Source organism: Oceanobacillus sojae (assembly GCF_900162665.1).
GTDB classification, from domain to species: Bacteria; Bacillota; Bacilli; order Bacillales; family Amphibacillaceae; genus Oceanobacillus; species Oceanobacillus sojae_A.
Window position 1 is genome coordinate 214,727 of record NZ_LT727811.1, and the last position, 14,044, is coordinate 228,770.

Annotated in this window: 13 protein-coding genes; 4 read left to right on the plus strand and 9 right to left on the minus strand. The window is 39.9% G+C overall.

What is annotated here, in order from left to right; all coding sequences use genetic code 11:
- Positions 1 to 728: 728 nt before the first annotated feature.
- Positions 729 to 1,424 (plus strand): adenine nucleotide alpha hydrolase family protein, encoded by a 696-nt coding sequence (locus BN1068_RS08340; RefSeq protein ID WP_077602397.1) that lies wholly within the window; start codon positions 729 to 731, stop codon positions 1,422 to 1,424.
- Positions 1,425 to 1,519: 95 nt separating this feature from the next.
- On the opposite strand, the gene BN1068_RS08345 is transcribed toward BN1068_RS08340, so the two are convergent.
- Positions 1,520 to 2,317: a carbon-nitrogen family hydrolase gene (locus BN1068_RS08345; protein WP_077602398.1), complete on the minus strand. Its 798-nt coding sequence runs from the start codon at positions 2,315 to 2,317 to the stop codon at positions 1,520 to 1,522.
- A gap of 193 nt (positions 2,318 to 2,510) precedes the next feature.
- Here BN1068_RS08345 and BN1068_RS08350 point away from each other — a divergent pair, with 193 nt between their 5' ends.
- On the plus strand, positions 2,511 to 3,140 hold the full coding sequence (locus tag BN1068_RS08350) for an NUDIX hydrolase (RefSeq protein ID WP_077602399.1): 630 nt from the start codon (positions 2,511 to 2,513) through the stop codon (positions 3,138 to 3,140).
- A 96-nt stretch (positions 3,141 to 3,236) separates the two neighbouring features.
- Here BN1068_RS08350 and BN1068_RS08355 read toward each other — a convergent pair whose 3' ends face one another.
- The gene (locus BN1068_RS08355; RefSeq protein ID WP_077602400.1) at positions 3,237 to 5,105 is read right to left on the minus strand and encodes an ATP-dependent DNA helicase; all 1,869 of its coding nucleotides are present in this window, start codon (positions 5,103 to 5,105) and stop codon (positions 3,237 to 3,239) included.
- 289 nt (positions 5,106 to 5,394) lie between these two features.
- Here BN1068_RS08355 and BN1068_RS08360 point away from each other — a divergent pair, with 289 nt between their 5' ends.
- Positions 5,395 to 6,456 (plus strand): NAD(P)/FAD-dependent oxidoreductase, encoded by a 1,062-nt coding sequence (locus tag BN1068_RS08360; RefSeq protein ID WP_077602401.1) that lies wholly within the window; start codon positions 5,395 to 5,397, stop codon positions 6,454 to 6,456.
- A gap of 40 nt (positions 6,457 to 6,496) precedes the next feature.
- On the opposite strand, the gene BN1068_RS08365 is transcribed toward BN1068_RS08360, so the two are convergent.
- The 5 genes from BN1068_RS08365 to BN1068_RS08385 all read right to left on the minus strand — a co-directional run bounded on the left by BN1068_RS08365 (position 6,497) and on the right by BN1068_RS08385 (position 11,815).
- The gene (locus BN1068_RS08365) at positions 6,497 to 7,363 is read right to left on the minus strand and encodes a Cof-type HAD-IIB family hydrolase (protein WP_077602402.1); all 867 of its coding nucleotides are present in this window, start codon (positions 7,361 to 7,363) and stop codon (positions 6,497 to 6,499) included.
- Between the two features lie 259 nt (positions 7,364 to 7,622).
- Positions 7,623 to 8,999 carry an argininosuccinate lyase gene (gene argH / locus BN1068_RS08370; protein WP_077602403.1) on the minus strand — a complete coding sequence of 459 codons (1,377 nt, stop codon included), beginning with the start codon at positions 8,997 to 8,999 and terminating at the stop codon, positions 7,623 to 7,625.
- Positions 8,996 to 10,249 (minus strand): argininosuccinate synthase, encoded by a 1,254-nt coding sequence (locus BN1068_RS08375; RefSeq protein WP_077602404.1) that lies wholly within the window; start codon positions 10,247 to 10,249, stop codon positions 8,996 to 8,998. Before BN1068_RS08375 ends, argH begins: the two co-directional genes overlap by 4 nt.
- Positions 10,250 to 10,673: 424 nt before the next feature.
- Complete coding sequence (locus BN1068_RS08380; RefSeq protein ID WP_077602405.1) at positions 10,674 to 11,321, minus strand: SDR family oxidoreductase; 648 nt, start codon at positions 11,319 to 11,321, stop codon at positions 10,674 to 10,676.
- Positions 11,322 to 11,401: 80 nt separating this feature from the next.
- Positions 11,402 to 11,815: a GNAT family N-acetyltransferase gene (locus BN1068_RS08385; protein ID WP_077602406.1), complete on the minus strand. Its 414-nt coding sequence runs from the start codon at positions 11,813 to 11,815 to the stop codon at positions 11,402 to 11,404.
- Positions 11,816 to 11,978: 163 nt separating this feature from the next.
- On the opposite strand from BN1068_RS08385, the gene BN1068_RS08390 reads away from it, so the two are divergent.
- Positions 11,979 to 12,221, plus strand: coding sequence for a hypothetical protein (locus BN1068_RS08390; protein WP_077602407.1), 243 nt, complete (start codon positions 11,979 to 11,981; stop codon positions 12,219 to 12,221).
- A 55-nt stretch (positions 12,222 to 12,276) separates the two neighbouring features.
- Here BN1068_RS08390 and pstB read toward each other — a convergent pair whose 3' ends face one another.
- Entirely contained in the window at positions 12,277 to 13,110 is an 834-nt protein-coding gene (gene pstB / locus BN1068_RS08395) for a phosphate ABC transporter ATP-binding protein PstB (protein ID WP_077602408.1), read from the minus strand.
- Between the two features lie 43 nt (positions 13,111 to 13,153).
- A complete protein-coding gene (pstA, locus tag BN1068_RS08400) occupies positions 13,154 to 14,044 on the minus strand; it encodes a phosphate ABC transporter permease PstA (protein ID WP_077602409.1) in 891 nt (296 codons plus the stop codon).

Sequence of the window (14,044 nt, forward strand, 5' to 3'; positions counted from 1 at the left end):
TCTATTATCAGGGCATATTTTTATAAACCTTATCGGAACACGCACTAAAACAATAAATCTTCATAATCACACATGAACATTATACAAGAATTTATCTGTACTTGCATGTATGACGTTGTATTCCCCTTATAAAAATTCATTTTAAAATGTTTTCATCTCTCTTTAATGGATTAAAAAATATAAATAAACATACTTGCAGCTTAGAAAAAAATGCTTATATATGCGGTTTTTCCGGTAAAATATATTTAAAAGTACCTAAAAAACTGCTCTTTCATCTAGATGTGCTCTTGATCCATTTACGCAGTATAGTGAGATAACAAGGAAATAAATGTATTTATTTCCTTGTTATCTCACTATACTGCTACCTTTCAGCTCTGCTGAAAGGCGTGTGAATCTACGATTCACACGAATGGATCAACTCCGTATTTCAACACATCATACGAGCAAGGATGAACTTATAGCTACTTTTTGAACACGCTCTATTAGAGAACCAGGATTTTCGTATGTCACTTACTTGTTCAATTTTTTTCTATTCTGGTACTATACGAAAATTGAAATACATGTTAAAATGATACGGTTTAAAGGTAAAGAAACTGCCGTGAGAAGGTTTATCTCTTCTCTTTCCAGGTTAAATTAAGAATAAAACCATTCGGTTCCTTTTCGAACAAAAAATGATTTTTTTAAATATATATAGTAAATGACTATGAAAGAAAGGTGCGGTAGATACGATGAAAAAAATCAGAGGTCGCATGGACGAAAGTATTTTAGTATGTGTTTATTATGGTCCCAATGGAGAACGCCTTATCCGCCGGGGCCATAAGCTGGCACAAATCATGGATTGCCCATTATACGTTTTAACAGTAGATGCCCTTCCTTATGATGAATTTGATGCGGATAAATCAGGTTTTGTCGAACATTGGAAGGAGCTGTGCGAGGAATTAGATGTAGAGGAATTTATTATACGGGATAAAGAAAAACGTTCCGTAAGAGCCATTAAAGAAGTAGCGCATACGCACAATATCACACAAATTATTATTGGGCAAAGTGCACAAAACCGCTGGGAAGAGATTACCAAAGGATCCTTTGTTAACGTGCTTCTCCGGGAAATTTCTTTCATCGACCTTCACATTGTTTCCGTGGACCGTACATTAAAAAGTACAGATGACACCATTTACGAAAAAGGCGTACGTGCCTTTATCCAGGAAGACAGTGAAGCACCCGGGCAGTATCGTCTGAAATTCACCCGTTCCAAGCATAATTTATACGAGGGAATTTTCTATAAAGAGATTGGAACAGATTTCAATAATGGCGTTTTCAAATTCATTAACAATAAAGGGAAAACGTCACAGGTTCATATTACAGAGAATGTTTGCACCGGTGAATTAAAAGAACCGCCAAATATCAATAATCATTCAATTCACTAAAAAAGACTCCATGCGACAGTGGTTATCCCCCGAAAATCAGATTTTATATCTTGGTTTTCGGGGGATGCACTGACATTGGGTCTTTTTTATTGTCTTTACTTCCAGCCTCGATACATTTCTGGTACCCTGCTTTTAAATACGGGAACTTCTCTGCGTATATACTCTACATTTGAAATATCGATTGTTTCGACTAATGTTTCTTCTTTTTCTTCTGATCCCTCTTTGATAACTTTCCCCCAGGGATCTACAACTAATGACGTCCCGCAGAAATCAACTCCATCATAAGATCCTGTCCGGTTACTTGAAATAATATAGCATTGATTTTCAATGGCCCGCGCCAGCTGAAGCGCCTTCCAATGATCCTTACGTGCGGATGGCCATTCTGCTGTTATATAAATTACTTCTGCTCCTGCTACAGCCAATTCCCGGGCTAACTCCGGAAAACGAAGATCATAACAAATAAGCAGACCCATTTTTACTCCATCTAACTCAAACAAACGCGCCTGTTTTTTTCCTCCTGTTAAATAGTCAGGTTCAGAAAGCATAGGGACAAGATGTATTTTGTCGTATGCATAGACCTCTTCCCCCTCATTATTGATAACAACTGCAGTATTATAGATTGATCCGTCCACTTTATTAGCAAATGATCCGCCAATAATATGCACATGGTGCTTTTTAGCCAACTCTTTCAAAAAGCCCTTTGTAGGCTCTCCGTCCAAATCAGCAATTTTCTCTAATTGCGCTAATGTATATGCTGTCGTCCACATTTCCGGAAGTACGATAATATCAGGTTTTTCTATTTCGACCTGCTCTTCCAGCCATTCCTTTATACGTTTACGATTACCTTCCGGGTCACCCGGGATAATATCCATTTGATAAATCGCATGCTTCATTTCGTTCGCACCCTTCTTTTTTTTATTCTTATTCTATCAGAAATTGTTCCCTTTATATTAACATGTTGTTTAAAAGGGATAAACTCCAGCTCATATACATATGATAGATTCTAATCGCTATACATGACAGCAGCCTGAAAGCATACTAGTATGGAAATAGAACTTCATAATAATGATTTAGGGAGGATACGGCATGCAGATAGAAAATATTCTGAACGAATTAAAAGATCGTACTCCTGCATTAATGGGACATCAGTACTTTAAACGGTCTTCTGTTTTGATTCCTTTGATTGAAGTAAATGGAGAAACGCATATTCTCTTTGAAGTCCGCTCGATGAACTTAAGAAGTCAGCCGGGAGATATTTGTTTTCCTGGAGGACGGATGGACCCGGAGGATAAGAGCCCCGCTCACACTGCTATCCGGGAAACAACCGAAGAGCTCGGTATTACAAAACAAGATATATCCGAACCAATTCCGCTCGATTATATTGTAAATGACTTAGGGAGAATCATTTATCCTTTCATCGGAAAGCTGAAACATCCAGAAAATATCCAGCCGAGCCCTGACGAAGTGGATCATGTTTTTACTGTTCCGCTCTCCTTCTTCTTAGAGAATACTCCTGAAAAATATAAGGTACATCTGGAAATACAGCCTGAGGATAACTTCCCTTACCACCTTATTGTCGGCGGCGAGGACTATGAATGGCGTATCAGGGCTCTGGAAGAGCTCTTCTACCGGTATGATGATAAAACTATCTGGGGGCTTACTGCTAAGATTCTGACACATTTTATCGGCTTGATTAACGAACAAAAGGACCTTTGATACGTTTCTACACGTAACAAAGGTCCTTTTGTTCAAACTGCTTATTAATCTAAAATGCTTTTGTCCAGCCAAAAAACGAAGCAGAGCGTCTCAGATTTAAGCCTGTTTCCAAATATGCACCATTCCTTTATCATGCTCAGTACGAATTAAACGGCCTATCCCCTGTTTTAAACGAAGCTGCATATAAGGTAAATCGATCTCTTCATACGGGTCCTTTGCATGCTTACGTTTTGCTTTAAAAACAGGATCATCCGGCGGATACGGTAAAGACGCAATAATAACCTGCGTCAGTGATTCTCCCGGTACATCCAGTCCTTCCCATAAATGATACGCACAAAGCGTAGAAGAAACGTTTAACTGGAAGGTACGAACCAATTCACTGATTTCTTTATCGCCTTCAAATAACAAATCAAATGACCATTCCTTCTCTTCCGCCCATTTCCGGAACACCTGCATTTCCTCTTCGGAACGGAATAAAACAAGGCTGTGGCCTTCATTATCCTGAAGCTGCTGCGCAATTCCTTCAAATTTTTCCGGCTCATCCATATACCTATGCTCTGTTATCGTACGTACTTTCTCATATTCAAATGGGGATTCAACAGAAAATGACTCATATGAATCAACACCCAGACTTCTTGCAATATACGAAAAGTCACCATCCTGGGAAAGCGTCGCGGAAGAGAAAATAAACGGAATATTTTTTTGGAATACTTCTTCCCGCAGAACATCCTCCACGAGCCTCGGCATAATAACCAGACTGCTTTCATCACCATCTTCTTCCAGCCAGTAAACTCCCTCATCATCCTTCAGGAAAATCGATAATCCGTACGTGAAAAATTCCAGGTACTCTTCAATAATCTTTGTATGGTACGCATCCATAGTAAACAATTCTGCATCAAAAACGAGCTGTTCTAACAGCTCCTGAACCATTTTTTCCAATCGCTCAGCCATCGCAATCATTTTTGAATTTCTTGGAATCTCCAGCCTGTTAGACCCTTCCACACGTACTGCGATTTCAGTAATCAGATCAAACCAATCATCATGAAGTGCCATAATATCCTCTGCTAATTGCAGCGATTCTTCCCGAACGTCCTGCCCCTGGTAGCCTGTAAGGACATTGGTGATATTCTGGTAATTAAAACGATAGGTTAACCCTTTTTGTGCTGAAAATTCCAGCAGATGTCCTTCGTCAAACACAACCGCACTTGCTTCCGGAAGTAACGGCAGCTGACCTTCTCTTATCCGCGATTCCTTCGTCCAGATATGCTCCATATAAAAATCATGTGAGCAAATAATAATATCCTGTGCATGGCGGTAATAATCACGATGCAATGTCTGCGCACTGCGGTGTCTAAAATCACATGTTGCACACTGCTTCAACGGATCCCAGCCAATCTGCTCCCACTGCTTATCAGAAAGCCATGGATAATCTTTCCGGTCTCCATAAGGATAAAATGACTGCATCGAAACGCCCTGGTCAAAAACAAAGTCCGGCACAGAATCATGTACATCGAGAATTTCTTCATCCTCTGTGTATTCAGATAAAGGATCCAGTTTCTTCATGCAAAGGTAGTTTTCACGCGCTTTTGCCAAACGGACATCTACTTCCAGACCAAGTGCTTTTTCAAGCTTATCAATGTCTCCGCCTTCTTTGACCAGCTGTTCAATCAAAGTTTCATCAGCACAGGAAATAATAACCGGCTTTCTCATATAACGGGCATAACAAATCGCATACAAAAGGTAGACAATCGTCTTTCCTGTTCCAACACCTGCTTCTGCAAAGATTGTCTTTTTATGCTTAAAAGCCTGCTCGAGCTGAAATGCCATATAAATTTGTTCATCGCGCAGCTCAAAGCCTTGTTCAGGTAAAATATCATAAAAAACATCGCCAATATAATCTCCCAAGCGATCAAAAAACTGCTCATTTTTTGCTACAGTAAACGGGATTGATTTCATTCCTGCCATAGGCAACTCCTTTTTCTTCTATATCTAAAATAATATTTTAACGTATGAATCAAAAAGCACTCTTAATCGTACCATTATTTCTAAAACTCTAGCAAGCTATTCCCTTTTTTAATATTTTTTTCATTAAAAAGCTTCCTTCCATCGATATTCCGCTAAAATAGATTGACTTTTTCGAATAAATTATCCATTTACGATTACCAAACTACTGCCTTAATCTTAATGACATCATCCTCATAATTTGTTACGCTAGTACCTGGAAGAGTTTCAAATTAAATAAGGGGTGTACACAATGAAGCGAGTTGTTCTTGTTGGAGGCGGGTATGGCGGTGTTAAAGTGCTGCTTGGCCTTCTCAGCCAAACATTATCCGATAATATACATATAACTGTAATTGACCGTAATCCATTCCGTTCACTGAAAACCGAGTTCTATGCGATTGCCGCAGGAACTTCAGCGGACCATGATGTTCGTGTTGATTTTCCAGACGACTCCCGTGTTAAATACATTTTTCGGGAAATCACAAAAATTGATGTGGAAAATAAACAGATTATTATTCAAGATGAAGATTCCATTGTTCCCTACGATTATTTGATTATCGGATTAGGCTGCGAGGACAATTATCATGGAATCCCTGGTGCAGAGGAATATACGGAAAGCGTTCAAACCTTTACAAAAGCAAGAAGAGCTGGCGTTGCAGTAGGAAACTTAAAGGCCTATGGAAAGGTGTCCGTTATCGGTGCAGGCTTAAGCGGTATTGAGGTAGCTTCTGAAATTCGTGAAAGCAGACCAGACTTAAATATCCGTCTGCTTGACCGGGGAAATACGGTATTAAAAACCCTGGACAGCAAAATCCAGGCTTATGTAGAAAGATGGATGAGAGAAAACAATGTAGACGTAGTTCATAATTCAACGGTAGAATATGTAGAGCAGGACGGCGTATGCAATAACGGAGTTTGTCATTTAAATGATGTTACCATCTGGACTGCCGGCGTTCAGCCTAACCGGCTTGTGCGCGAGCTTTCATATACTAAAGACCGGCATGGAAAAGTAGTCGTTAATGATTATTATCAGGTCCCGGAAGATCCGTCTGTATATGTTCTGGGAGACTGTGCGTCGAGTGAATATTCACCAAGTGCACAGCTTGCCGGACTGCAGGGTGAGCACATTGCAGAAATTCTTCTAGCTGTTTTAAACGATAAACAGCCGAAGAAGCCAAAACCGATCAAGTTAAAAGGGACACTAGGCTCCCTGGGTAAATCAGACGGTTTTGGAAATATGGTTAAAAAGCCAATGACAGGACTATTGCCAAGACTCGCAAAATCCGGTGTACTATGGTTAAGTAAAAGACATTAAAACAAAGATGCCAAGCTAATTTCAGCTTGGCATCTTTATTTTATTTATCCAGCTCTCTTAGCATCTCTTCAATAGCTTTGGCTACACCATCTTGATCATTTGCCGCCGTTTCATAATCGCATAGCTTCTTGATTTTATCATCAGCGTTGCCCATAGCGACACCACGTCCGGCCATCTCCAGCATACTGGCATCATTCCAGTTATCACCCATGGTCATAACGTCTTCCATCGTCCAGTCCTTATCCTCAATATACTTTTGAATAGCTAAACCTTTTTGGGCTTTGGGATGATTAAATTCAAGGTTCGTATCTCCTGAAGAGGTAATTACTGCCCCTGTTTCATCGCGAAGCTTTCTCTTAGCCTCTTCCAGCTGTTTCCCCTCAAATGCAAAGGTAAGAATTTTATAGATTTCCACATTCTCATCTTTTAATGCTGTCTGCAAGCTTTCCACAAAGGAAACTTCCTCTAATTGAAATCGCTGTTCTACCATTTCACGCATTTCCTGGTCGGAAATATCCGGATTAGCGGAACGCATGATATCAACAAGTACATCTAAAAAATGCTCTCTGCTTTCAGAGAGAACTCCTTTATTTGTAAACAACTCTACATACATCCCCAGTTTACTGCACTCATTGGCAATTCGCGCAGCAACCTGCTTATCCATAGGAATACTATTTATTTGCTTCCCATTCTCCAGATATGTTACTGCTCCATTTAAGCTGACTACCGGACAGGTTATCCCGGCTGCCTGCAGAGGGATATTCGCAGCATGATAAGATCTGCCTGTTGCTACAATAAATTCAACGCCTTTATCAATGGCTTTTTTTGCTGCTTCCGCATTCGCTTCGCTGATTTCTCCATTTTCATTAAGTAATGTTCCATCCATATCTGATGCAATTAATTTCACTATATCCAACCGCCTTTTCTATAAAATAAAGCTAAAAAAACAGGTAACTCAGGGCATTCTCTAAAGGAAGACCTGAAAACAGCCGCGATATTAAAAAAGAAAAAAGCAGTGCTCTTCTCTCTTATTGCTTCTATTTTCCCATTTCCAGCTATTTTTCATCCGCTCTATTTTATTTTTCATTGCAAAACAACGGAGCTCATCTGCAATTGATATGAGCTCCACGTTATTTTATCTCACTTATATACTATACCTTATTTCCTTAAGACGATTCCAATAATTGCTCTGCCTTCTCAATTTGCTCCAGCACGCTTTGTTTTGCTGTACCGCCGGCAGCAGACCTTGCGTTAACAACCGTTTCCGGCTTCAGCGCTTCATAAATATCTGCTTCAATAACCTCTGAATATTGTTTAAACGTTTCTAAGCTCAGGTCAAGCAGATAAGTTCCTGCTTGAATACAATTTAAAACAACCTGTCCGACAACGGCATGTGATTCACGGAAGGTAAGCCCTTTATTCACCAGATAATCTGCTAAATCAGTGGCATTGGAGTAATCATTTGTAACCGCATTGTACATGCTCTTCTTATTTATTACCATTGAGCCAATCATCCCGGCGAAGAGCTGCAGCGCACCTTTCAGTGTCTCATGAGAGTCAAACATGCCCTCTTTATCCTCCTGCATATCTTTATTATATGCGAGAGGCAAGCCCTTTAAGGTGGTGAGCATGCCGATAAGATTGCCATAAAGACGTCCGGTCTTGCCGCGGACAAGCTCTGCTACATCCGGGTTTTTCTTCTGCGGCATCATACTGCTTCCTGTTGTGTAGGAGTCATCCAGCTCGACAAAATTAAATTCCGCACTCGACCACTGTACCAGCTCTTCACAGAGACGGGACAGATGTGTACCGATTAAAGAACCGTTGGAAAGGAATTCCACTACAAAATCGCGATCACTTACAGCATCCAGGCTGTTTTCACAAATCCCGTCAAAATCAAGCTGGTCAGCTACAAATTGACGATCAATTGGAAAAGTTGTGCCTGCCAGTGCTCCTGCACCTAATGGCGATTTATTCACACGCTTTAAACTGTCCGTTAGACGCTCCACATCGCGCTGAAACATAAATACATACGCCATCATATGATGCGCAAATAAAACCGGCTGTGCACGCTGCAGGTGCGTATATCCAGGCATAATCGTATCGATGTTGTTTTTTGCCTGCCCGATGAGTGCCTGCTGAACTGTTTTTAACAGCGTAATTAATTCTGAGATAGCCTCTCTTGCATACAGACGCATATCTAAAGCTACCTGATCATTTCTGCTGCGGCCAGTATGCAGCTTGCCTCCCACCTGCCCAATCTCTTCAATCAGCAGTCTTTCCACATTCATATGAATGTCTTCATCCGCTTCAGACAGCTCTGCTTCTCCTGCTTCAATCTTGCTGAGAACCTTTTTCAAGCCTTCTGAAATCTGATCGGCTTCCTGAGCAGGAATAATATCACATTTTTTCAGCATAGCAACATGAGCCAGGCTGCCTTTAATATCATACTTCGCTAATTTCTGGTCAAAACGAATCGACGAGGTATACTCGTCGACTAATTCATTCGTTGGTTTTGTAAATCTTCCACCCCATAATTTCACGGATTAACAGCTTCCTTTACCTCTAGTTTTACTTTCTCAATCGATTTCTTTCCCTGAGGACCATTTACTGAAGCATGTACCTGTGTCGGCAGTCCCCATAGTTTAATAAATCCTAACGCTGCATCATGATCAAATGCATCAGCTTTATTATAAGTTGCTAAATCAAAGTCATACAAGGAGTTTGCAGACTCTCTTCCGACAACTTGTGCATGACCTTTATACAGCTTCACTTTTACTGTACCAGAGACATGCTCCTGTGTCTTCTCGATAAAGGCCTGCAGTGCCTCTGTTAATGGTGAATACCATAAGCCGTAATAAACAGCCTGCGACAGCTTTTGCTCAACAATCGGTTTAAATTCTGCTACTTCACGAGGCAAAGTTAATGCTTCCAGCTCCTGATGCGCGTTAATTAATGTCACTGCTGCCGGAGCTTCATAAATTTCTCTTGATTTAATTCCAACTAAACGATTTTCCACATGATCGATTCTGCCAACCCCATGTTTTCCGGCAATCTCATTTAATGTCAAAATCAATTCATCCAAATCAAGTTTTTGACCGTCTAAGGAAACTGGCTTCCCTTGTTCAAAAGTAATCTGCACCGTTTGCGGTTCATCAGGTGCATCCACCGGGTCTTGCGTTAAATCAAATGCATCCTTTGGCGCCTCTGCCCACGGGTCCTCTAAAATACCGCATTCGTTACTTCTGCCCCACAGGTTCTGGTCAATACTATATGGACTTTCTTTTTTAATTGGAACTGGAATATTATGTTCCTTCGCATATTCAATTTCTTCTTCTCTGGACATCGCCCATTCGCGAACCGGTGCAACAATTTTTAATTCAGGATTTAACGCTGTAAATGCAACATCAAAACGAACCTGGTCATTCCCTTTTCCCGTACAGCCATGCGCTACAGCTACTGCTCCTTCTTCTTCTGCAATATCCACTAATATTTTTGCGATCAACGGGCGGGATAAAGCTGAAATTAATGGATATTTTCCTTCGTACAGCAGATTAGCCTGTAATGCCGGCAATACATATTCCTCGGAATAAAGCTTTTTTGCATCAATGACATAGGATTTAATTGCTCCAACGTCCAATGCTTTTTGTTTTACGAACTCTAAATCCTTACCTTCCCCTACATCTAATGCTACTGCAATCACATCATAATTATATTTATCCTGCAGCCATTTCACCGCTACAGATGTATCTAATCCTCCAGAATAAGCTAAAACGATCTTGTCTTTTGCCACTTAAAAAATCCCCTCTCATAAATGTGCTATTATCGAATTATTATGCATGATTATGTATAATAATGCAATAGGTAATTTGAAATTTTTTTATTTTTTCGGGGAATTCAGCTTTTGCCCTGTCCATACGTGTAATTCCAGGCTTTTTTTATTTATTTACAGAAACATATAGAACAGAATAAGTGAGCGTTTGTTCAGAAAAAAATCCTGTTAAGTTCGGTTGATTTATGTATATTTTTTTAATATGTTATGTTTATATTTCCTATTGATATTACTTAGACAATCAAAGGTTTAATCAATTTCTATATTTTCTAACATTTCAAACCCTTCTCCCTTCTTTTTTACTATTATAAATATAACTCTTCGGTCGCCATACTAATACTTAACCATCAAAAAGGCGCCCTAAAAAAAGAGCGCCTGCATAAGCTTAAATTTTACGGACAGCATCGCTTACTGCATCTTCCCCGGCAATTAAATCGAAGCCTTTTTGATACGTGTTTTCCGCTGCAAGTGCTTCGACAATGACAGCTGCTACATCTTCACGGGGAATACTGCCTCGTTCCAGGTTTTCGCTCGCCTGCACTTTTCCTGTACCTGATTCATTCTGCAAGCCGCCCGGACGTACTATTGTATAGTCAAGGCCGCTGTGTATCAATGCTTCATCAGCAAAGTGTTTTGCCACCATATATGGCTTAATTGGACTGTCTGCCCAGCTGTCACGATTATGCGCCTGGAATGCACTGACCATCACAAAACGGTTTACCTTAGCGTTTTTTGCTGCTGCAATTGATTTTACAGCGCCATCTAAATCAATAAGCAATGTTTTGTCCGGGCCGGTATGACCGCCGGATCCTGCTGTAAATACTACTGCGTCTGCGCCCTTCAAAGCATCCTCCAAATCGGAAATACTGCCTTCTAAATCTGCTAAAACAGCATTAACTCCATTTGCTTCCAGTTCTTTTTGTTGTTCTTCTTTTCGAACCATCGCTGTAACCTCATGCTGTTCATTGGCCTGAAGCTGATTAACAAGATGCCTTCCAATTTGTCCGTTTGCTCCGATAACAACTACGTTCATTCTTAACAACTCCTTCATACAATGCTTCTACTGCATATTGTTCCCTGTCCCCAAAATATCCAAACTTGTTTTCACCCCGATTAAAAATCAAGTCGTGCGAAAGCTACTGCATCCCCTTGATCACATGACTTAAATCCATTTTTTTCGTAAAAGTATCTGGTATTAGGAGCTTCCTCTGTCAGCAATACTTTTTGACGGACATCTGCATATTTATGTAACACACTTTCCATTAATTCAGAACCAATCTTTTGATTGTGATACGCATTCTTCACAAGTAAATCCTGAATATAGATAATAGACAGACCATCTCCCACCACTCTAATTAATCCAATTAACTCTTCCTCATACCAGGCCGTTAAAACATATAAAGAATTTTCAACAGCCTGTTGCAGTCTATCCATATCTTTTGTGTAAGCAGACCAGTCAACGTCTGTATATAAATCCTTCAGAGACTTTTTGTCCAGCTTTTTCATTTCTTTATAATTAATTTGCATGCTATCCACCTTCTTATTCTCAAGCTAATCTTATTATAACTTGTGGAACACAGCATTCCTAAGATAACGCTTTCTTAATTATATACAGCAGGTTTGACCTTTTATAATAAGGGAAGAATGATTATATATTTATAAATTATACTTAGCAGAAGGTGAGATTACTATGGCTCTAGCTAAAAAAAGCTTTATTGTGAGCGGAATTATTTATTTCTTTATATCTATTCTATATGTCTTTTATCCGTCATTTTGGCTGGCTTTCATAGAGCTGTTGGTTGTGGCCGCTTTTATTTTATTATTGTTATGGACCTATACCAGTTTTACAACCAGGAAGTATGTCCATCTCTTTATAGCATTGGTTATTCTTGTACCGGGTGCATTTAGAATTATTTACAAACTGGTTTCATAAAGTTAAAGTAAAAAAGAATGACCTGAACAGCCATTCTCATAGAAGTCTTATTCTGTTATCCAAACCGTCCGGAAATATAATCCCCAGTACGCTCATCAGCAGGATTATTAAAAATATGATCTGTCTTATCATATTCAATAATTTCTCCATTCAGGAAGAATGCTGTCTTATCAGAAATACGGGCTGCCTGCTGCATATTATGCGTTACAATAACAATGGCATAATCCTTCTTCAATTCCTGTACAAGCTCTTCAATACGCAGCGTTGATTTCGGATCCAGCGCAGATGTCGGCTCATCCATTAAAATCACATTCGGCTCCACGGCTAAACAACGGGCAATACATAGACGCTGCTGCTGTCCACCTGATAACCCATATGCATTATCATTAAGACGATCCTTTAACTCATCCCAGATAAATGCGCCGCGCAGGCTGTTTTCAACAATCTCATCAAGTATCTTTTTATTTTTAATACCATGGATTTTAGGACCATAAGCAATATTTTCATAGATTGATTTTGGAAACGGATTTGCTTTTTGAAAAACCATCCCAACCTGTGTCCGCAGATCTTCTACACGAAACGATTTATCTAAAATATTTTTTCCTTTATACGTTATCTGACCAGATGTTTTTACGATTGGAACCAGCTCCACCATGCGGTTTAATGTCTTCAAATATGTTGACTTCCCGCACCCGGACGGCCCGATAATTGCTGTTACTTCTTTTTCCCTGATATCCATATTAATATTTTTTAAGGCATGTGTTTCCCCGTACCATAAATTTAATCCTTTTGTATCGTAAACTACTTCTTTCTGCACTTCTGGTTCGCTTCTTTCATTATCGTTTCTTACAAGCTTCAAGTTAATCGCTTTTGTCATTACAGTACTCATTCAGGATAATCTCCTCTCTTATATTAGCCCTCTGTTCAATTATTTAGTAGCGCTGCTGAAATTTATTTCGAATCAGGATTGCGATAGAGTTTAGCAAAAATAGTAAAACCAATAGTACAATAATTGTTGCTGCTGCTAAGTTCGCGTATTCTGCTACAAGAGAAGCATCAATAGTCCAATAATAAATTTGCATTGGCAGTGCCGTAAATGTATCAAAAATACCCTCTGGAAACGGAATGAGTAAAGCCGGTATACCAAGCACAGTTAATGGAGCTGTTTCCCCTATTGCACGCGATAACGCTAAAATCGCTCCCGTTAAAATCCCGGGTAATGCTGCTGGAAGAATAATGCGACGTACGGTCTGCCATTTCGTTGCTCCCATCCCATAGGATGCTTCACTCAAGTTGCCGGGTACTGCCCGCAGCGCTTCTTGTGCTGCAACAATTACAATGGGAAGCACAAGTAAAGATAATGTTAATCCGCCTGCTAATATGACATTGCCAAATTCTAACGTACGGACAAATAATGTCAGACCTAATAATCCATAAACAATTGATGGAACACCTGCCAGGTTAGAAATATTTGTTGCGATAAAGGATTGAAGCTTCCCTTTCTTTGCATAAAGCTCCAGATAAATGGCTGTCCCTACTCCAATTACCATTGTCACCGGAATAACAACTACCATCAGCCATGCTGTTCCTAAAATAGCTCCCATAATCCCTGCTCTGCTTGCATCCGTTGATAGATGGTTCATCAGAAAATCAATATTGATATATTCTATTCCCTGTGTAAAAATACGGACAAGCAATACTGCCAGTACAACCAGACCAAATAAGGTAGAGGCGAAGAAAAGGCCCTTCCAGCCTGTATTCTTTCGTACACGAGATGACATACGCTTCCCGACCAGCTCTGCATCCATATATCTTGTTGCCAT